We start from the raw sequence: 18,408 nt of genomic DNA, 5'->3' as shown, positions 1-18,408 counted from the left end.
TGTTTTTTTTTAAAATGATACTTTAATAGCTAGTGAGTAGCTCTGTGTCTGTGGTTGGTTAAAGTAATCTAAGCCTATACCATTAGAATCACCAGTTAAGTTTGTTTCTGGGTCAATGCCTGGGTAGTCAGTATTTACCCATAAGTTTCTACCTGCTGCAGTAAGAGAAAAAGAATCTAATCCTATTTTTGATATAATCTCCGTAGGAATTGAGTACGTTAATGCAATTTCTCTTAGCTTTATAAAAGAACCATCATAAACATAGTCTTCAGCAACTCCTCCAAAACCGTAACGAACCCATCTATTAGCTCCTAGGCCTCCGGCTGGATCTGCGTAAGGTACAGATGTTGTGTTTGGTTGTCCGTCAGATTGTCTCACGCCTTGTACTACATAAGACTGATCTCTTAATTCGCCTGTATTTTTAGAGACACCAAAATAATCTAGAATACCACAAGTTCCGCACCAAACATCACCACCTTTTCGGTAATCTACTAATGCTGTTAAGCTTAAGTTTTTGTAAGAAAACGTATTTCTAATTCCTAATGTGAAATCAGGGATAGGGTCACCAATCACACCACTTGTGGGGTCTGCTATTGCTAATCCATTATCATCAACGAGTTGATTTCCATTTTCATCTCTTAACCATCTAGACCCAAATATTGCGCCATAAGATTCTCCTGGTACTGCTCTAGAAGATGTAGAGGTGAATCCATTTAATAAAATCGGTTCTATACCTTCTACTAGTTCCTCAACAACATTTTCATACTTAGTGAAGTTTACATTCATATCCCAATTAAAATTTTCTGATCTAATCGGATTTATTGTAGAAGATATTTCCCATCCATTGTTAGAAATTACACCTGCATTTACTGTACGATTAGTGAATCCTGTTGTGGCAGGTTGACTTACTTGAATAATTTGGTCTTTAGTTTCTTTGTCATAATAAGTTACATCTAAAGTTAGCCTGTTATTAAAGAATTTAAACTCAGCACCAACTTCCCACTCGGTAGTTTTTTCTGGTTTTAATCCGTTGTTACCTAGTAAGCTAGATCTTTCAAAAGCTACACTAGAAAATAAAGGAAAAACATTGTTGTCTATAAAACCATCACCACCTATTGATCCTGCTTGATAGTATGTATCTGTTGCAAAAATATTAGCATCATTACCAGTTACACCCCATGAAGCTCTTAGTTTACCATAGTTAAACCAGTTGCTTTCGTTTATTAGTTCAGAGAATACAAAACTTGTACCTATACTGTAACTTTGAAAACTATTATCATCTTTAGGTAGTGTTGAAGACCAATCATTTCTAAAAGCAGCATTAGCAAATAATATATTATCATATCCAAATGTTACTTGGCTTAAAAAGGCTTTTAGTTCCTTTTGACTAAAAATTTCTTGATTTGTTTGTGAAGCAGAGTTTGATACGTGGAAGAATCCAGGTATTGTTAGTCCAAATCCATCTGTTCTTCTTACTTTTCCTCTGTTTCTATATTGATCTACACCCAAAGTGGCTCCAAATGTTACTTTTTCATTTATTTCTGTATTTATAAGAGCAAGGAACTGAGCAGAAATATCTTCATTACTTTCATCTCTGGTTACAACGTTTCCGTTTGCATCTGAAGCTGAGCCTATATCAACACCTAGTGTTCTTGAATCAGTAAATCTATCATATCCATAAGAACCTCTTAGTGTTAACCAATCATTAACATCGTAATCTAATTGGATGTTACCTATAAAACGATTTACATCGTCAAATGATGGGTTTTTAGCAACTGTCCAGTAAGGGTTATCGTATATACCAGCTCTATAACTTCTTTGAGATCCATCAGGAGCAACATATGTTGATTCTTCACTTGCTGCTTCACCTGCTGTTAACCCGTTTCCGTTATTAAAAGTAGGAGTAGTTCTAAGTAAACCTAACATAATACCAGATATATTAGATCCTCTTTGTACTCTTCTGCCTCCAGAGTTAACAAAAGTACCACTTGCAGATAATGTAACTTTTTCGCTTAAATCAGCAGATATGTTAGATCTAAAAGATTTTCTTCCGAATTTTTCTGTAGGTGAAATACCTGTTTGATCTAGTTTACCGCCGGAAACGAAATACTTTATTTTTTCAGTACCACCGCTAACAGAAACATTAATGTCAGAAAGTATTCCTGTCTTAAAGAAAGTTAAGTTGTCGTATGCTTTAGCAGGGATACCATTTCCTGTTCCTGCTGGAACAAGTCTGCCTCCTTGGTCATAAGGATAATCAGAACCATCAAATTCTAATGAAGAAATTTCTGGACCCCAACTAAAACCTTCAAAGGTATCTGGTCCCCTCCAAATGGGAGCACCTCCATCGGGCCTACCTTGTGCATATTTCTTTTGCAGTTCAGGGAAATTACTAGCGTTTGTGAAAGCAACATTAGAAGTAATAGTTACTTTTGGTTTTCCAGACTTTCCAGATTTTGTGGTTATGATAATTACTCCGTTAGCTGCTCTTAATCCATATAATGTTTGTGCAGCAACACCTTTTAAAATGTTTATAGAAGCAATATCATTTTGATTAATGTCTATACCTCTGTTGGAGTTGTCCGTACCTCCAGTTCCATTACCAGATGAACTGTTGTCTATAGGAACACCATCTACTACAAAAAGTGGGCTATTGTTTCTGTTAATTGAAGTACTACCACGAACCCTAATATTTGCAGAAGCACCTACTGAACCTGAAGATGCAGTTACCTGTACGCCAGCTGCCTTAGAAGAAAGTGCGCTTGCAATATTAACTTCATTAGAGTTTTCTATTTGTTCAGCATCTACTGACTGTACTGAGTATGAAAGTTCCCTGGGTTTAGATTTAATGCCTAGTGCTGTAACAACAACTTCTTGTAGTGCTTCAGCGTCTTCTTCCATTTGAACATTTATAGTAGAATTTGCACCAATAGTTCTGTTGGTGCTCTTCTGACCTAAATAAGTGTAGATTAAAATTTGTCCAACATTTCCAGAAATACTGTATTCGCCATCAAATCCAGTTTGTGTGCCATTGGTTGTTCCTTTAACAAGGATGTTGACTCCTGGTAATGGTAACCCATCTTTGTCGGTTACCGTACCCGAAATCGTTTTTTGTTGTGCAAATGATAAGTGCACAATAAACGCTAATAACAGCGTTAAGATTCCTCTTTGTTTTGTTTTCATTTTCTTAAAATTTGAATTAGTCGATGTCAAAAATCAAAAAATTATGTTAATTAAAAAAATAATTAACAATATAATTTAAGTTAATAAGGAATAATTATAAATTAACAATTGTTATTTTATTGTTAGTGTTTGGTTTTTTAAAATGAATACAGACAGTGTTTTGTCCTGATTTTTTTTAGAGTTTAATCTGTAGATTTATTAAAAAAGAGAAAATTAATGTGTAACTATTTGAATTTTAATAAATAATTACTACATTTGCCGCCCTTAAAAGAAGGGAAAAAATTTATATACATATAAATATAGTATGCCAACAATTTCACAATTAGTACGAAAAGGAAGGGTCTCAATTACTAAGAAGAGTAAATCGGCTGCTTTGGATTCGTGTCCTCAAAGAAGAGGGGTTTGTACACGTGTTTACACAACTACTCCAAAGAAACCAAACTCTGCAATGCGTAAAGTTGCAAGGGTTAGGTTGACAAATGGAAAAGAAGTAAATGCTTACATCCCAGGAGAGGGTCACAATTTACAAGAGCACTCGATAGTATTAGTAAGAGGCGGAAGAGTAAAAGATTTACCAGGTGTTAGGTACCACATCGTTAGAGGTGCTTTAGATACGGCAGGTGTTGCTGGGAGAACTCAGCGTAGATCTAAGTATGGAGCAAAACGCCCTAAGAAGTAATTAACTAACACTTACAAAGAGAAGAGATGAGAAAAAAACAGGCGAAAAAAAGGCCTCTTTTACCGGATCCAAAATTTAATGATCAATTAGTGACGCGTTTCGTTAATATGATGATGTGGGATGGTAAAAAATCTGTAGCCTTTAAGGTTTTCTATGATGCAATTGCTATTGTAGAGGAGAAGAACACTGATGAAGAGAAGTCAGCTTTAGAGTTGTGGAAGGAAGCGTTATCCAATGTTATGCCTCACGTAGAAGTACGTAGTCGTAGAGTGGGTGGAGCTACATTTCAGATTCCGATGCAGATTAGACCAGATCGTAAAATTTCTACTGCTATGAAGTGGTTGATTAGTTATTCTCGTAAGAGAAATGAAAAGTCAATGGCTCAGAAATTAGCGGCGGAGGTTTTAGCTGCGGCTAAAGAAGAAGGTGCGGCGGTTAAGAAAAGAGTTGATACTCACAAGATGGCTGAAGCAAATAAAGCATTCTCACATTTTAGATTCTAGATATGGGTAGAGATTTAAGATATACAAGAAATATTGGTATTGCTGCGCACATTGATGCAGGTAAGACGACAACAACTGAACGTATTTTGTTTTATACGGGTGTTAGTCATAAAATAGGTGAAGTGCATGATGGCGCTGCAACTATGGACTGGATGGAGCAAGAGCAGGAAAGAGGTATTACAATTACTTCTGCTGCAACTACTTGTACGTGGCAGTTTCCTATGGAAAACGGTCAGCCTACAGAAGGTGCAAAAGGATATCATTTTAATATTATAGATACTCCGGGTCACGTAGATTTTACTGTAGAGGTAAATAGGTCTTTACGTGTTCTTGATGGTTTGGTTTTCTTATTTAGTGCTGTTGATGGTGTTGAGCCTCAATCAGAAACTAACTGGAGATTGGCTGATAACTATAAAGTTCCTCGTATTGGTTTTGTTAATAAAATGGACCGTCAGGGATCAAACTTTTTAATGGTTTGTAAGCAGGTTAAAACAATGTTGGGTTCTAATGCGGTTCCAATCGTATTGCCAATAGGTGATGAGGCTGATTTTAAAGGTATTGTTGATTTAGCAAAGAATAGAGCTATTGTATGGCATGATGAGGGTTTTGGAGCTACTTTTGATGTAGTTGAGATTCCTGAGGAAATGAAGGCTGAAGTGCATGAGTATAGAGCTGCTTTGATTGAAGCTGTTGCTGAGTACGATGAAAATCTAATGGAGAAGTTCTTTGAGGATGAGGATTCTATTACTGAAGATGAAGTACATGCTGCTTTAAGAGCTGCTGTTATGGATAGAGCTATTATTCCAATGATTTGTGGTTCTTCATTTAAGAATAAAGGTGTTCAGTTTTTATTAGATGCTGTTTGTAGGTATTTGCCTTCTCCTGTGGATAAGGATGATATCGTAGGAACAAATCCTGATACAGGTGAAGAGGAAACTCGTAAGCCAGATGTTAAGGAGCCGTTTTCTGCATTAGCATTTAAGATTGCTACAGATCCTTTTGTTGGTCGTTTGGCATTCTTTAGAACATATTCAGGTCGTTTAGATGCTGGTTCTTATATATTGAATAATAGATCTGGTAAAAAAGAGCGTATATCTCGTATTTACCAAATGCATTCTAATAAGCAAAATGCTATTGATTATATCGAAGCAGGAGATATTGGAGCTGCAGTAGGTTTTAAAGATATTAAGACTGGTGATACTATGTCTGATGAAAAGCATCCTATTGTTTTAGAAAGTATGGACTTTCCTGATCCAGTAATTGGTATTGCAGTTGAGCCAAAAACTAAAGCAGATGTTGATAAGTTAGGTATGGCTTTGGCTAAATTAGCTGAAGAAGATCCAACTTTTCAGGTGAAAACAGATGAAGCTTCAGGACAGACTATTATTTCTGGAATGGGTGAGCTTCACTTGGATATCATTGTGGATCGTTTAAGAAGAGAGTTTAAAGTTGAAGTGAACGAAGGTGAGCCTCAAGTTGAATATAAAGAAGCGTTAACAAAAACTGCATCTCACAGAGAGACTTATAAGAAGCAATCTGGTGGTCGTGGTAAATTTGGTGACATCGTATTTGAAATGGGTCCTGCGGATTCAGATTTCGAAGGTGAAGGTCTTCAGTTTGTTGATGAGATTAAAGGTGGGCGTATTCCTAAAGAGTTTATACCTGCTGTACAGAAAGGATTTGATGTCGCTATGAGAAATGGTCCTTTAGCTGGTTATGAAATGGATACAATGAAAGTTGTGTTAAAAGATGGATCTTTCCACCCTGTGGATTCTGATGCTTTATCTTTTGAATTAGCTGCAAAAATGGGTTATAAGGCTGCGGGTAAAGCTGCTGGAGCTGTTATAATGGAGCCTATAATGAAAATGGAGGTGTTAACTCCAGAAGAAAATATGGGTGATATAGTTGGTGATCTTAACAGAAGAAGAGGTGTTATCAGTAGTATGGATGACAGAGCTGGTGCTAAGGTTGTTAAAGGTGAAGTTCCTTTATCGGAAATGTTTGGATATGTAACATCGTTAAGAACATTGTCTTCTGGTAGAGCAACATCTACAATGGAATTTTCTCATTATGCAGAAACTCCATCTAACATATCTGAAGAAGTAATTAAGGCAGCAAAAGGAGCAACCGCTTAAATTTAGTAAAATGAGTCAAAAAATTAGAATAAAATTAAAATCTTACGATCACAATTTAGTAGATAAATCTGCTGAGAAAATTGTTAAGACTGTTAAGACTACTGGAGCGGTTATAACTGGACCAATTCCGTTACCAACTCACAAGAAGATATTTACAGTATTGCGTTCACCGCACGTAAATAAAAAATCTAGAGAGCAGTTTCAGTTAAGTTCTTATAAAAGATTATTAGATATTTATAGTTCTTCTTCAAAAACTATTGACGCTCTAATGAAGTTAGAGTTGCCAAGTGGTGTAGAAGTAGAGATTAAAGTTTAAGTATCTATGTCTGCCTCTGATAGGGGTAGATGACATGTCCTAAGCGTTTCGCGAAGGAAAGACGGAAAAAATAAATTCAGGGTTGAGTTATTTTTGACCCTGTTTTTTTGTCAAAAAGTTAAGTAATAAATAAGTAATTAATAATTAATAATTAATAAATATGTCTGGGTTAATTGGAAGAAAGATTGGCATGACCAGCATCTTTGATGAAAATGGAAAGAATATTCCATGTACAGTAATCGAAGCTGGGCCATGTGTTGTTACCCAAGTCAGAACTGAGGAGGTTGATGGGTATAGTGCTCTTCAACTAGGTTTCGATGACAAGGCAGAAAAGCGTGCTAATAAGGCTCAATCGGGTCATTTTAAAAAGGCAGGTACTTCTCCTAAAAAGAAAGTCGTTGAATTTCAAGGTTTTGATGGTGAATTTAAGCTTGGTGACTCTATAAGTGTTGATCAGTTTAAAGAAGGTGAATTTGTTGATGTAGTAGGTACGTCAAAAGGTAAAGGTTTTCAAGGTGTTGTTAAAAGACATGGCTTTGGAGGTGTTGGTCAGGCTACGCATGGTCAGCATAATAGATTAAGAGCTCCGGGTTCTATTGGTGCAGCTTCTTATCCTGCAAGAGTTTTTAAGGGTATGAAGATGGCAGGTAGAATGGGTGGTGAAAGAGTCACTGTTCAAAACCTTAGAGTTTATAAAGTAGTTCCAGAAAAAAATCTTTTAGTAGTAAAAGGTTGTGTTCCTGGTCATAAAAACGCTTACGTAACTATTCAGAAGTAATGAAAGTAGCAGTTTTAGATAGTAAAGGAAAAGATACGGGTAGAAAGGTAGACCTTACTGACTCGGTATTCGCAATAGAGCCTAATAACCATGCTGTATATTTAGATGTAAAGCAGTATTTGGCACATCAGAGGCAAGGAAACCATAAATCAAAGGAAAGAGCTGAGATTGCTGGTAGTACAAGAAAAATAAAGAAACAAAAGGGAACAGGTACTGCTCGTGCGGGTAGTATTAAATCTCCGGTTTTTAGAGGTGGTGGTCGTATTTTTGGCCCGCGTCCTAAAGATTATAAGCAGAAATTAAATAAGAACGTTAAGCGTTTGGCAAGAAAATCTGCTTTTAGTATTAAGCAAAATGAGAAAGCAATTTTAGTAGTTGAAGACTTTAATTTTGATGCTCCAAAAACTAAAGAATTTAAAGAAGTTCTTAAGTCATTGGGTATTGAAAATAAAAAATCTTTAATTGTGTTGGGTGATTCAAATAATAATGTATATTTGTCATCGCGCAATTTAAAGCGTTCCGAAGTTGTAATTAACTCAGAATTAAGCACTTACAAAATACTTAATGCTTCTAGTGTAGTGTTATTTGAGGGTGCATTAGAGGGAATTGTATCGAACTTAAACAAATAAAAAAGCAATGAGTATAATAGTTAAGCCAATAATTACGGAAAAAATGACCGCTGATAGCGAGTTGTATAATCGTTATGGTTTCGTTGTGGATTTAAAAGCCAATAAAATCCAAATTAAGGATGCTGTAGAGCAGGCTTATGGGGTTTCGGTAAAAAATGTTCGAACAATGATTTACGGACCAAAACGTAAAACACGTCACACTAAGACAGGTGTGCAGCACGGAAAAACTAATAGTTATAAAAAAGCTATTATTGACGTGGTAGAAGGGGATATAATTGATTTTTATAATAATCTATAAAGACAAAACATGTCAGTTAGAAAATTAAAACCAATCACTCCAGGACAGCGATTTAGAGTAGTAAACGGATTTGACGCGATTACTACTGATAAGCCGGAGAAAAGCTTGCTTGCTCCGTTAAAAAAGTCTGGAGGTAGAAACAGTCAGGGTAAAATGACAATGCGCCAAAAAGGTGGAGGTCATAAAAGAAGGTATCGTGTAATAGATTTTAAGCGTGATAAGCAAGGTGTTGTTGCGACTATTGAGTCTATTCAGTACGATCCTAACAGAACAGCATTTATTGCATTGGCGGAGTATGCTGATGGTGAAAAGAGATATATTGTTGCTCAAAATGGTTTGGAAGTAGGTCAGAAGATTTCTTCTGGTGAAACGGCTTCTCCGGAAGTTGGTAATGCTTTACCGTTAAGTGCAATTCCTTTGGGAACAATTATTTCTTGTATAGAACTACGTCCTGGACAAGGAGCTGTAATGGCTAGAAGTGCAGGTACTTTTGCTCAATTAATGGCAAAGGATGGAAAATTTGTAACTGTTAAGTTGCCATCTGGTGAGACTAGGTTAGTTTTAGCGGGTTGTATGGCTACTATAGGTGCAGTATCAAATTCTGATCACCAATTATTAGTATCTGGTAAAGCAGGTAGAAGTAGATGGTTGGGTAGAAGACCAAGAACAAGACCAGTAGCAATGAACCCTGTGGATCACCCAATGGGTGGTGGTGAAGGTAGAGCTTCAGGTGGTCATCCAAGATCAAGAAATGGTATACCTGCTAAAGGATTTAGAACTCGTTCTAAAACTAAGGATACAAATAGATATATATTAGAACGTAGAAAGAAATAAAATTAGAAAAAAATGGCACGTTCACTAAAGAAAGGACCTTACGTTCATTATAGTTTAGATAAGAAAGTTCAGCAAAATGTTGAGTCGGGTAAAAAAGCAGTTATTAAGACTTGGTCTAGAGCTTCTATGATTACTCCTGATTTTGTTGGTCAAACTATAGCAGTACACAACGGTAGACAATTTGTTCCTGTTTATGTAACAGAGAATATGGTAGGGCATAAATTAGGAGAATTTTCACCAACTAGATCTTTTAGAGGTCATGCGGGTGCGAAGAACAAAGGAAAAAAGTAAGCTATGGGAGTTCGTAAAAAACAGATGGCCGAAAGAATTAAGGCTGAAAAGAAGAAGATTGCTTTTGCGAAGTTGAACAATTGTCCAACTTCACCAAGAAAAATGCGTCTTGTTGCAGATTTAATTAGAGGTGTACAGGTAGAGAAGGCTTTGGCTATATTAAAGTTTAGTCAAAAAGAAGCTTCAAGAAGAGTAGAGAAGTTGTTGCTTTCTGCTATTGCTAACTGGCAGTCTAAAAATGAAGATGCAGATATTGAAGAGGCAGATCTTATTGTTAAGGAAATAAGAGTTGATAGTGGTGCAATGTTAAAAAGGTTGAGACCAGCACCACAAGGAAGAGCACATAGAATTAGAAAACGTTCTAACCACGTAACATTGGTTTTAGAATCTAACAATAAAACTCAAAGCTAAGACATTACTATGGGACAAAAAACAAATCCAATCGGGAATCGTCTAGGTATCATAAGAGGTTGGGAATCTAACTGGTATGGTGGAAATGATTACGGAGACAAATTAGCAGAGGATGATAAAATACGTAAGTATGTTCATGCTCGTTTAGCAAAAGCTAGTGTTTCTAGAGTTATTATAGAGCGTACTTTAAAGCTTGTAACTGTAACTATTACTACTGCTAGACCTGGTATTATTATCGGTAAAGGTGGTCAGGAAGTTGATAAGTTGAAAGAAGAGCTTAAGAAAATTACAAGTAAGGAAGTTCAGATTAATATATTTGAAATTAAGAGACCAGAAGTAGATGCTAATCTTGTAGCTGCTAGTGTTGCTCGTCAAATTGAAAATAGAATTTCTTACAGAAGAGCTATTAAGATGGCAATTGCTGCTGCAATGAGAATGAATGCAGAAGGTATAAAAATTCAAATCTCTGGAAGATTAAACGGTGCTGAAATGGCTCGTTCTGAAGCTTACAAAGATGGTAGAATTCCGTTATCTACTTTTAGAGCAGATATAGACTATGCATTAAATGAAGCTCATACTACTTATGGAAGATTAGGTATTAAGGTGTGGATTATGAAAGGCGAAGTTTATGGTAAAAGAGAGCTTTCTCCATTAGTTGGTATGTCTAAAGGGCAAGGCAAAGGTGGAAGAAACGAAGGGCCTAAGAAACAACGTCGTAGAAAGTAATTATTTAAAGAGATAGAGAAATGTTACAACCAAAAAGAACCAAATTTCGTAAAGCGCAGAAAGGCCGTATGAAAGGACTTTCGCAAAGAGGGCACCAGCTTTCTAACGGTATGTTCGGTATAAAATCTTTAGATTCTAAGTTTATTACTTCACGTCAGATAGAGGCGGCTCGTATTGCTGCTACTAGATATATGAAGAGAGAAGGACAGTTATGGATAAAAATATTTCCAGACAAGCCTATTACTAAAAAACCATTAGAAGTACGTATGGGTAAAGGTAAAGGTGCGCCAGAATATTTTGTTGCTGTTGTGAAACCAGGTAGAATTATGTTTGAGATAGCGGGTGTTCCTATGGACATAGCTAAAGAGGCTTTACGTCTTGCGGCTCAAAAATTACCGGTAAAGACTAAATTTATTGTTGCTAGAGATTATTCAGCTTAATTTATAATTTAAGGAATCATGAAACAATCAGAAGTAAAAGAATTATCAGTTGAAGATTTAAAAAATAAATTAGCTGAGTTTAAAAAGCAGTATGGGGATTTAAAATTAGCCCACTCTGTTACGCCTTTGGAGAATCCACTTCAAATCAGAAAGACGAGAAGAACGGTGGCTAGACTAGCAACTGAATTAACTAAAAGGGATAACCAATAATTGGTTCTGCTTTATGGAAAAAAGAAATTTAAGAAAAGAGAGAATAGGAGTTGTAACTAGCAACAAAATGGAGAAATCAATTGTGGTTTCAGAAGTTAAGCGTGTTAAGCACCCTATGTACGGTAAGTTCGTGTTAAAGACAAAGAAATATGTTGCGCACGACGAAACAAACGATTGCAATATTGGTGATACAGTAAAAATAATGGAGACACGTCCATTGAGTAGAACTAAGTGTTGGAGATTGGTGGAAATTTTAGAAAGAGCTAAATAATATGTTACAGCAAGAATCTAGACTAAAAGTGGCAGACAATACAGGGGCAAAAGAAGTTTTGACTATACGTGTATTGGGCGGTACCAAAAGAAGATATGCATCAGTTGGAGATAAAATAGTAGTGTCTGTTAAAGATGCTACTCCAAACGGAGGTATTAAAAAAGGTGCTGTTTCTACTGCAGTAGTTGTAAGAACTAAAAAAGAAGTAAGAAGACAAGATGGATCTTACATTCGTTTTGATGATAATGCGTGTGTATTATTAAACCCAACGGGTGAAATGAGAGGTACACGTGTTTTTGGACCTGTTGCAAGAGAGCTTCGTGATAAGCAATTCATGAAGATTGTTTCATTAGCCCCTGAGGTACTTTAATATTCAGAAAAATGATGAAGTTAAAAATTAAAACAGGAGATACAGTAAGAATTATTGCCGGAGACCATAAAGGTACAGAAGGTAAAGTTGTTAGTGTTGACCGTGAAAAGAATAAGGCAATTGTTGAAGGTGCTAATATGGTATCTAAGCATGAGAAGCCTAGCGCAAACAATCCTCAAGGAGGAATCGTTAAAAAGGAAGCTCCATTACACATTTCAAATTTATCTTTAATTGATCCAAAATCTGGAGAAGTAACAAAGGTAGGTTATGAAGTAAGAGATGGTAAGAAAGTGAGATTTTCTAAAAAATCTAATGAAGTAATTTAATTATGACTTACACTCCAAGATTAAAACAAGAATATAAAGAACGTATTGTTTCTGCTCTTACAGAGGAGTTTGAATATAAGAACGTTATGCAGGTGCCAAAACTTACTAAAATAGTTTTAAGTAGAGGTGTTGGTGCTGCAGTTGCAGATAAGAAGCTTATTGACCATGCAATGGATGAGTTAACACTTATAACAGGTCAGAAAGCAGTTTCTACAATGTCTAAAAAGGATGTTGCTTCTTTTAAATTACGTAAGGGTATGCCAATTGGTGCTAAAGTTACGTTAAGAGGTGAAAGAATGTATGAGTTTTTAGATAGGTTAATTACAAGTGCTTTGCCACGTGTTAGAGATTTTCAAGGTATTAAAGCTACAGGTTTTGATGGTCGTGGAAACTATAACTTAGGTGTTACTGAGCAAATAATATTCCCAGAAATTAACATTGATAAGATTAATAGAATCAATGGTATGGATATTACTTTTGTAACTACAGCTGAAACTGATAAAGAAGCTAAATCATTATTAACTCAACTAGGATTACCTTTTAAAAAGAATTAGTATGGCTAAAGAATCAATGAAGGCCCGCGAAAGAAAAAGAGCCGCAACAGTTGCAAAATATGCTGAAAAAAGGAAAGCTTTAAAAGAAGCTGGAGATTATGAAGCTTTACAAAAATTACCAAAAAATGCTTCACCTGTTCGTATGCATAACAGATGTAAGTTAACTGGAAGACCAAAGGGTTATATGAGAACTTTTGGAATTTCTAGGGTAACATTTAGAGAAATGGCTAACAATGGTTTAATCCCTGGGGTTAAAAAAGCAAGTTGGTAAAAATAAACAATCAATATAAATTGGTTTCAGGTTTAGCTAAAAGTTAAAAACCGTCACCGCAAATTATTTTAAATGGTAACAGATCCTATAGCAGATTATTTAACAAGAGTTAGAAATGCCAGTCGTGCAGGTCACAGAGTGGTAGAGATTCCTGCTTCAAATCTAAAAACAGAGATAACTAAAATATTGTTCGATCAAGGATATATTTTAAGTTATAAAGTCATTGAAGACGCAGTACAAGGTTCAATCAAAATTGCTTTGAAATACAATAAAGCAACTAAAGAGCCTGTAATAAAAAAAATACAACGAGTAAGTAAGCCAGGTTTACGTAAGTATGCTGGTTCTTCAGACTTGCCAAGAGTACTTAACGGTTTAGGTATCGCTATAGTTTCTACTTCTCATGGAGTTATGACTAGCAAGCAAGCTAAGTTAGAAAAAGTTGGTGGTGAAGTTTTATGCTACGTTTATTAATCTATAAAGAATAAGAATAATGTCTAGAATAGGTAATAATCCAGTAACAATTCCTGAGGGTGTAACCGTAGAGGTTAACGATAATGTAGTTACAATGAAAGGTAAATTGGGTGAATTAACTCAAGAGTTTTCAGGAGTTTCGGTAGAAATAGAAGAAGGGTCAATCATTGTAAAGAGAAATTCTGAGCATAAACAAGATAAAGCAAAGCACGGTTTGTATAGAGCTTTATTTTTTAATATGATAGAAGGAGTTTCTAAAGGTTGGACTAAAGAATTAGAATTGGTTGGTGTTGGTTATAGAGCTAGCAACCAAGGACAAAAATTAGATTTGGCTGTAGGTTTTTCACATAACATAGTTTTGGATATAGCTCCAGAGGTAAAAGTGGAAACAGTTTCTGAGAAAGGAAAGAATCCAATTGTAAAATTAACATCTTTTGACAAGCAATTAGTTGGTCAAGTAGCGGCTAAAATTAGAGCTTTTCGTAAGCCAGAGCCTTACAAAGGAAAAGGTATTAAGTTTGTTGGAGAAGTATTAAGAAGAAAAGCAGGTAAATCAGCTTAATAATTAGCAATATGGGATTATCAAAGACTGAAAGAAGATACAGAATTAAAAGAAGGATTAGAAAAGTTTCATTTGGAACTGCAACTAAACCAAGATTAGCTGTATTTAGAAGTAACAAAGAGATTTATGCTCAAATTATTGATGATAATGCAGGAACTACATTAGTTTCAGCATCTTCAAGAGATAACGGGCTAGATGCAAAAGGAACTAAAATAGAAATAGCTAACCAAGTAGGTAAAGCTATCGCTGAAAAGGCTTTAAAGGCTGGTATAGAAACTATTGCTTTTGATAGAGGTGGTAACTTGTACCACGGAAGAATTAAATCATTAGCAGAAGGTGCTAGAGAAGGCGGACTTAAATTCTAATATATTATGTACCAAAGATATAAAAACGTAGAAACAGTTAAACCAGGTGGATTAGATTTGAAAGATCGTTTGGTTGGTGTACAAAGGGTTACTAAGGTAACAAAAGGTGGTAGAGCTTTTGGTTTTTCTGCTATAGTAGTTGTAGGAGATGAAAACGGTGTTGTTGGACACGGTTTAGGTAAATCTAAAGATGTAGCTACTGCTATTGCAAAAGCTGTTGAAGACGCAAAAAAGAATTTAATTAGAATCCCTCTAATCAAAGGAACTATACCTCACGAACAAAAAGGTAAATTTGGTGGTGCTCGTGTATATATCCAACCTGCATCTCACGGTACAGGTGTAATTGCTGGTGGAGCTGTAAGAGCTGTATTGGAAGCAGTTGGTGTACATGATGTATTATCAAAGTCACAAGGTTCTTCTAACCCTCATAACGTAGTTAAAGCAACTTTTGATGCTTTATTGCAAATTAGGGATGCAAAAACAATTGCAGATCAAAGAGGAGTATCTTTAGAAAAAGTATTTAAAGGATAAATAGGATACAATGGGAAAGATTAAAGTAAAGCAAGTTAAGAGTAATATTAAACAGACTCAAAGACAAAAAAGAACCTTAGAGGCTCTTGGGCTTAGAAAAATTGGTCAAGTTGTTGAGCATGAGGCTACGCCAAATATCCTTGGTATGGTAAATAAAGTTGAACATTTAGTTTCTACTGAAGAAGCTTAATTATAAATTTATCAAGATGAATTTAAGTAATTTAACACCTGCAGAAGGTGCTGTCAATAAGGCAGGTAAAATCGTAGGTAGAGGACAAGGTTCTGGTAAAGGTGGTACTGCTACTAGAGGGCACAAAGGTGCTAAATCTAGATCTGGTTACTCTAAGAAAATTGGTTTTGAAGGTGGACAGATGCCGTTGCAAAGACGTGTGCCTAAGTTTGGTTTTACAAATATCAATAGAAAAGATTACCAAGGAATTAATTTAGAGAAACTACAAGAGTTAGTTGATAAAGGAGCTATAAAAGATGTAGTTACTTTTGAAACTCTTTTAGAGAATAGATTAGTAAGAAAAAATGATTTGGTTAAGATTTTAGGTGGTGGTGAATTAAAAGCTACTCTTAAAATTTCTGCTCACAAATTTACTGCGTCTGCAAAGCAAGCTATTGAGGCTGCTGGAGGAGAAGCAATAAGTCTTTAATCACTAAACAGAAGATGAAGAAATTTTTTGATACCATATCCAATATTTGGAAAATAGAAGAGTTAAGAAACAGAATAATTATTACGCTTACTTTACTATTAGTATACCGTTTTGGTGCTCAAATTGCACTACCAGGGATTGATTCTCAGGAATTGGGTAATTTACAAACAGGTACAGAACAAGGTATATTTGGTTTATTAAATGCATTTACAGGTGGGGCTTTTGCCAAGGCATCTGTTTTTGCATTGGGTATTATGCCTTATATTTCTGCATCTATTGTAGTGCAATTAATGGGTATTGCTATCCCTTACCTTCAAAAATTACAAAAAGAAGGTGAGAGCGGTAGAAAAACAATTAACCAAATTACAAGATGGTTGACTATTGCAATATGTATTGTACAGGCTCCTGCTTATCTTTTAGGTTTAGGTGCATTTGGAGTTCCAGATAGTGCTTTTGTATTAGGTAAAGGACTAGATTTTATGATTCCAGCTGTAATTATATTAGTTACAGGTACTGTGTTTGCAATGTGGTTAGGAGAAAAAATAACTGATAAGGGTATTGGTAATGGTATTTCATTATTAATTATGATTGGTATTATTGCTACTATGCCTCAAGCATTTATTCAGGAAGTAGCTTCTAGAACAGGTGACAATGTTGGTGGACCAATGTTTATCCTTGTTGAAGTTATTTTATGGTTCTTAGTTATTTTGGCATCTGTACTAATAGTATTAGCTACACGTCAAATACCTGTTCAGTATGCAAGAAGAACCGCATCTGGTGGTTATGAGAAAAACATTACTGGATCTAGACAGTATATTCCTCTTAAGTTAAATGCATCTGGTGTTATGCCAATAATATTTGCACAAGCTTTAATGTTTTTGCCAGGTATGATTGGTAAGTATTTTAATACTTCTGCAGTAGGTTCATGGTTTGAGGTTAATTTTCAAGATCCCTTTGGATTAGCATATAATTTATTATTTGCTTTTCTAATTATAATATTCACATATTTTTATACTGCTATTACTGTACCAACAAATAAAATGGCAGATGACTTAAAAAGAAGTGGTGGATTTGTACCAGGAACAAGGCCTGGGAAAGAAACTGCAGATTTTTTAGATAAAATTATGTCATTAATTACGTTACCCGGATCTATTTTCTTAGCTTTGCTGGCTGTTTTACCAGCTATTGTTGTTCAGCTATTGGGAATTACAGGAAATTGGGCAATGTTTTATGGTGGAACATCACTACTAATTATGGTGGGTGTAGCAATTGATACGGTTCAACAAGTGAATTCATATTTGTTAAATAGACATTATGATGGCTTAATGAAAAGTGGTAAAAATAGAAAAGTAGCATAAGTTATGGCTAAACAAGCAGCGATAGAGCAAGACGGATCTATAATTGAAGCATTATCTAATGCAATGTTTCGCGTAGAGTTAGAAAACGGACACGTGGTTACAGCGCATATATCTGGAAAGATGAGAATGCATTATATTAAATTATTACCAGGTGATAAGGTGAAATTAGAAATGAGCCCTTATGACTTGACTAAAGCAAGAATTACATATAGATATTAAGATGAAAGTAAGAGCATCAATAAAAAAGAGAAGTGCCGAGTGCAAAATAGTGCGCAGAAAAGGACGGTTGTACGTAATTAATAAAAAGAATCCTAGATTTAAACAAAGACAAGGGTAATTATGGCAAGAATTGCAGGTGTAGATATACCAAAACAGAAAAGAGGAGTTATAGCTTTAACGTACATATTTGGTGTAGGTAGAAGTAGAGCTAAAGAAATTTTAGCTAAAGCCCAAGTTAGTGAAGATACAAAAGTATCAGATTGGAATGATGACGAAATAGGTCGTATTCGTGATGCTGTATCTGAGTTTACTATTGAAGGTGAATTACGTTCAGAAATTCAATTAAGCATCAAACGTTTAATGGATATCGGATGTTACAGAGGAATTCGCCATAGGTCAGGTTTACCTTTAAGAGGTCAAAGAACTAAGAACAACTCTAGAACTAGAAAAGGTAAGAGAAAAACTGTTGCTAACAAGAAGAAAGCAACTAAATAATTAAAAGTCATTAGTATTTAGAAGTTGGATTGAATCTGTCTGAAATGTTAAAGTTTAGGATTCTAATACTAACAACTAACAACTAAAAACTAGAAAAATATGGCAAAGTCAAATACAAAAACAGCTAAAAAACGTAAAGTTATAGTTGAATCAGTTGGAGAAGCACACGTAACAGCTTCTTTTAACAACATTATTATTTCTTTAACAAACAAAAAAGGAGATGTAATCTCTTGGTCATCTGCCGGTAAAATGGGCTTTAGAGGATCTAAGAAGAATACACCTTATGCTGCGCAAGTAGCATCTGAAGATTGTGCTAAAGTTGCGCATGAAGCAGGACTTAGAAAAGTTAAAGTTTATGTAAAAGGACCTGGTAACGGTAGAGAATCTGCAATACGTGCAATTCACAACTCAGGAATTGAAGTAACAGAAATTATTGATGTTACTCCATTACCACACAACGGTTGTAGACCTCCAAAAAGAAGAAGAGTTTAATTAATTTAATAGCCCTATGGGCGTTTCACAG

30 protein-coding genes are annotated in these 18,408 nt (G+C 35.3%); 29 read left to right on the top strand and 1 reads right to left on the bottom strand.

All coding sequences use genetic code 11. The features are described 5' to 3' along the window. Nucleotides 1-9 precede the first annotated feature (9 nt). Nucleotides 10-3,183, bottom strand: a complete 3,174-nt coding sequence (locus tag Q4487_RS05675; protein WP_303540981.1) for a SusC/RagA family TonB-linked outer membrane protein — start codon at nt 3,181-3,183, stop codon at nt 10-12. A 304-nt stretch (nt 3,184-3,487) separates the two neighbouring features. Between Q4487_RS05675 and rpsL the strand changes: the two genes are divergently transcribed. The 29 genes from rpsL (at nt 3,488) to rpsK (ending at nt 18,377) form a co-directional block, all read left to right on the top strand. After that, complete coding sequence (gene rpsL / locus Q4487_RS05670; RefSeq protein WP_013621708.1) at nt 3,488-3,862, top strand: 30S ribosomal protein S12; 375 nt, start codon at nt 3,488-3,490, stop codon at nt 3,860-3,862. Nucleotides 3,863-3,888: 26 nt separating this feature from the next. Further along, nucleotides 3,889-4,365, top strand: a complete 477-nt coding sequence (rpsG, locus tag Q4487_RS05665; RefSeq protein ID WP_072303198.1) for a 30S ribosomal protein S7 — start codon at nt 3,889-3,891, stop codon at nt 4,363-4,365. Nucleotides 4,366-4,367: 2 nt separating this feature from the next. Continuing rightward, nucleotides 4,368-6,500: an elongation factor G gene (gene fusA, locus Q4487_RS05660; RefSeq protein WP_100896730.1), complete on the top strand. Its 2,133-nt coding sequence runs from the start codon at nt 4,368-4,370 to the stop codon at nt 6,498-6,500. 10 nt (nt 6,501-6,510) lie between these two features. Then, a complete protein-coding gene (gene rpsJ, locus Q4487_RS05655) occupies nt 6,511-6,816 on the top strand; it encodes a 30S ribosomal protein S10 (protein ID WP_013621711.1) in 306 nt (101 codons plus the stop codon). 160 nt (nt 6,817-6,976) lie between these two features. Continuing rightward, nucleotides 6,977-7,594 (top strand): 50S ribosomal protein L3, encoded by a 618-nt coding sequence (gene rplC, locus Q4487_RS05650; RefSeq protein WP_100896729.1) that lies wholly within the window; start codon nt 6,977-6,979, stop codon nt 7,592-7,594. Beyond that, the gene (rplD, locus tag Q4487_RS05645; protein WP_100896728.1) at nt 7,594-8,223 is read left to right on the top strand and encodes a 50S ribosomal protein L4; all 630 of its coding nucleotides are present in this window, start codon (nt 7,594-7,596) and stop codon (nt 8,221-8,223) included. The genes rplC and rplD overlap by 1 nt, the downstream gene beginning before the upstream one ends. Nucleotides 8,224-8,230: 7 nt before the next feature. Next, the gene (gene rplW, locus Q4487_RS05640) at nt 8,231-8,521 is read left to right on the top strand and encodes a 50S ribosomal protein L23 (protein ID WP_100896727.1); all 291 of its coding nucleotides are present in this window, start codon (nt 8,231-8,233) and stop codon (nt 8,519-8,521) included. 9 nt (nt 8,522-8,530) lie between these two features. After that, complete coding sequence (gene rplB, locus Q4487_RS05635) at nt 8,531-9,355, top strand: 50S ribosomal protein L2 (protein WP_100896726.1); 825 nt, start codon at nt 8,531-8,533, stop codon at nt 9,353-9,355. Between the two features lie 12 nt (nt 9,356-9,367). Continuing rightward, on the top strand, nt 9,368-9,646 hold the full coding sequence (gene rpsS / locus Q4487_RS05630; RefSeq protein WP_072303192.1) for a 30S ribosomal protein S19: 279 nt from the start codon (nt 9,368-9,370) through the stop codon (nt 9,644-9,646). Nucleotides 9,647-9,649: 3 nt separating this feature from the next. Then, nucleotides 9,650-10,057, top strand: coding sequence for a 50S ribosomal protein L22 (rplV, locus tag Q4487_RS05625; protein WP_013621717.1), 408 nt, complete (start codon nt 9,650-9,652; stop codon nt 10,055-10,057). A 9-nt stretch (nt 10,058-10,066) separates the two neighbouring features. Continuing rightward, complete coding sequence (gene rpsC / locus Q4487_RS05620; protein ID WP_013621718.1) at nt 10,067-10,783, top strand: 30S ribosomal protein S3; 717 nt, start codon at nt 10,067-10,069, stop codon at nt 10,781-10,783. Between the two features lie 20 nt (nt 10,784-10,803). Beyond that, entirely contained in the window at nt 10,804-11,223 is a 420-nt protein-coding gene (gene rplP / locus Q4487_RS05615; protein ID WP_013621719.1) for a 50S ribosomal protein L16, read from the top strand. Between the two features lie 18 nt (nt 11,224-11,241). Beyond that, nucleotides 11,242-11,433 (top strand): 50S ribosomal protein L29, encoded by a 192-nt coding sequence (rpmC, locus tag Q4487_RS05610; protein WP_100896725.1) that lies wholly within the window; start codon nt 11,242-11,244, stop codon nt 11,431-11,433. A 13-nt stretch (nt 11,434-11,446) separates the two neighbouring features. Next, nucleotides 11,447-11,704, top strand: coding sequence for a 30S ribosomal protein S17 (rpsQ, locus tag Q4487_RS05605; RefSeq protein ID WP_072303188.1), 258 nt, complete (start codon nt 11,447-11,449; stop codon nt 11,702-11,704). Between the two features lies 1 nt (nt 11,705). Next, nucleotides 11,706-12,074: a 50S ribosomal protein L14 gene (gene rplN, locus Q4487_RS05600; RefSeq protein WP_034642780.1), complete on the top strand. Its 369-nt coding sequence runs from the start codon at nt 11,706-11,708 to the stop codon at nt 12,072-12,074. 11 nt (nt 12,075-12,085) lie between these two features. Continuing rightward, nucleotides 12,086-12,400 carry a 50S ribosomal protein L24 gene (rplX, locus tag Q4487_RS05595; RefSeq protein ID WP_198519455.1) on the top strand — a complete coding sequence of 105 codons (315 nt, stop codon included), beginning with the start codon at nt 12,086-12,088 and terminating at the stop codon, nt 12,398-12,400. 2 nt (nt 12,401-12,402) lie between these two features. Next, nucleotides 12,403-12,954, top strand: a complete 552-nt coding sequence (rplE, locus tag Q4487_RS05590) for a 50S ribosomal protein L5 (protein ID WP_100896723.1) — start codon at nt 12,403-12,405, stop codon at nt 12,952-12,954. Nucleotide 12,955: 1 nt separating this feature from the next. Continuing rightward, nucleotides 12,956-13,225 (top strand): 30S ribosomal protein S14, encoded by a 270-nt coding sequence (rpsN, locus tag Q4487_RS05585; protein WP_013621725.1) that lies wholly within the window; start codon nt 12,956-12,958, stop codon nt 13,223-13,225. Between the two features lie 72 nt (nt 13,226-13,297). Continuing rightward, a complete protein-coding gene (rpsH, locus tag Q4487_RS05580) occupies nt 13,298-13,696 on the top strand; it encodes a 30S ribosomal protein S8 (protein WP_100896722.1) in 399 nt (132 codons plus the stop codon). A 19-nt stretch (nt 13,697-13,715) separates the two neighbouring features. Next, on the top strand, nt 13,716-14,258 hold the full coding sequence (gene rplF, locus Q4487_RS05575) for a 50S ribosomal protein L6 (protein ID WP_100896721.1): 543 nt from the start codon (nt 13,716-13,718) through the stop codon (nt 14,256-14,258). An 11-nt stretch (nt 14,259-14,269) separates the two neighbouring features. Further along, a complete protein-coding gene (rplR, locus tag Q4487_RS05570; RefSeq protein WP_100896720.1) occupies nt 14,270-14,623 on the top strand; it encodes a 50S ribosomal protein L18 in 354 nt (117 codons plus the stop codon). A gap of 6 nt (nt 14,624-14,629) precedes the next feature. Continuing rightward, entirely contained in the window at nt 14,630-15,154 is a 525-nt protein-coding gene (gene rpsE / locus Q4487_RS05565; RefSeq protein ID WP_100896719.1) for a 30S ribosomal protein S5, read from the top strand. A 10-nt stretch (nt 15,155-15,164) separates the two neighbouring features. After that, nucleotides 15,165-15,344 carry a 50S ribosomal protein L30 gene (gene rpmD, locus Q4487_RS05560; RefSeq protein WP_013621730.1) on the top strand — a complete coding sequence of 60 codons (180 nt, stop codon included), beginning with the start codon at nt 15,165-15,167 and terminating at the stop codon, nt 15,342-15,344. A 16-nt stretch (nt 15,345-15,360) separates the two neighbouring features. Beyond that, nucleotides 15,361-15,813 (top strand): 50S ribosomal protein L15, encoded by a 453-nt coding sequence (rplO, locus tag Q4487_RS05555; protein WP_100896718.1) that lies wholly within the window; start codon nt 15,361-15,363, stop codon nt 15,811-15,813. 14 nt (nt 15,814-15,827) lie between these two features. After that, nucleotides 15,828-17,171 carry a preprotein translocase subunit SecY gene (gene secY / locus Q4487_RS05550; RefSeq protein ID WP_100896717.1) on the top strand — a complete coding sequence of 448 codons (1,344 nt, stop codon included), beginning with the start codon at nt 15,828-15,830 and terminating at the stop codon, nt 17,169-17,171. 3 nt (nt 17,172-17,174) lie between these two features. Beyond that, nucleotides 17,175-17,390 (top strand): translation initiation factor IF-1, encoded by a 216-nt coding sequence (gene infA, locus Q4487_RS05545; RefSeq protein ID WP_013305172.1) that lies wholly within the window; start codon nt 17,175-17,177, stop codon nt 17,388-17,390. Nucleotide 17,391: 1 nt separating this feature from the next. Further along, nucleotides 17,392-17,508, top strand: a complete 117-nt coding sequence (gene ykgO, locus Q4487_RS05540; RefSeq protein WP_013621733.1) for a type B 50S ribosomal protein L36 — start codon at nt 17,392-17,394, stop codon at nt 17,506-17,508. A gap of 2 nt (nt 17,509-17,510) precedes the next feature. After that, on the top strand, nt 17,511-17,885 hold the full coding sequence (gene rpsM / locus Q4487_RS05535; protein WP_013621734.1) for a 30S ribosomal protein S13: 375 nt from the start codon (nt 17,511-17,513) through the stop codon (nt 17,883-17,885). A 99-nt stretch (nt 17,886-17,984) separates the two neighbouring features. After that, nucleotides 17,985-18,377 carry a 30S ribosomal protein S11 gene (gene rpsK, locus Q4487_RS05530; RefSeq protein ID WP_013621735.1) on the top strand — a complete coding sequence of 131 codons (393 nt, stop codon included), beginning with the start codon at nt 17,985-17,987 and terminating at the stop codon, nt 18,375-18,377. The last annotated feature ends 31 nt before the right edge of the window (nt 18,378-18,408 follow it).

This window comes from Cellulophaga sp. 3_MG-2023 (assembly GCF_030546975.1).
In the GTDB taxonomy this organism is placed as follows: Bacteria; Bacteroidota; Bacteroidia; order Flavobacteriales; family Flavobacteriaceae; genus Cellulophaga.
This window is presented reverse-complemented; position numbering and strand designations above follow the sequence as displayed.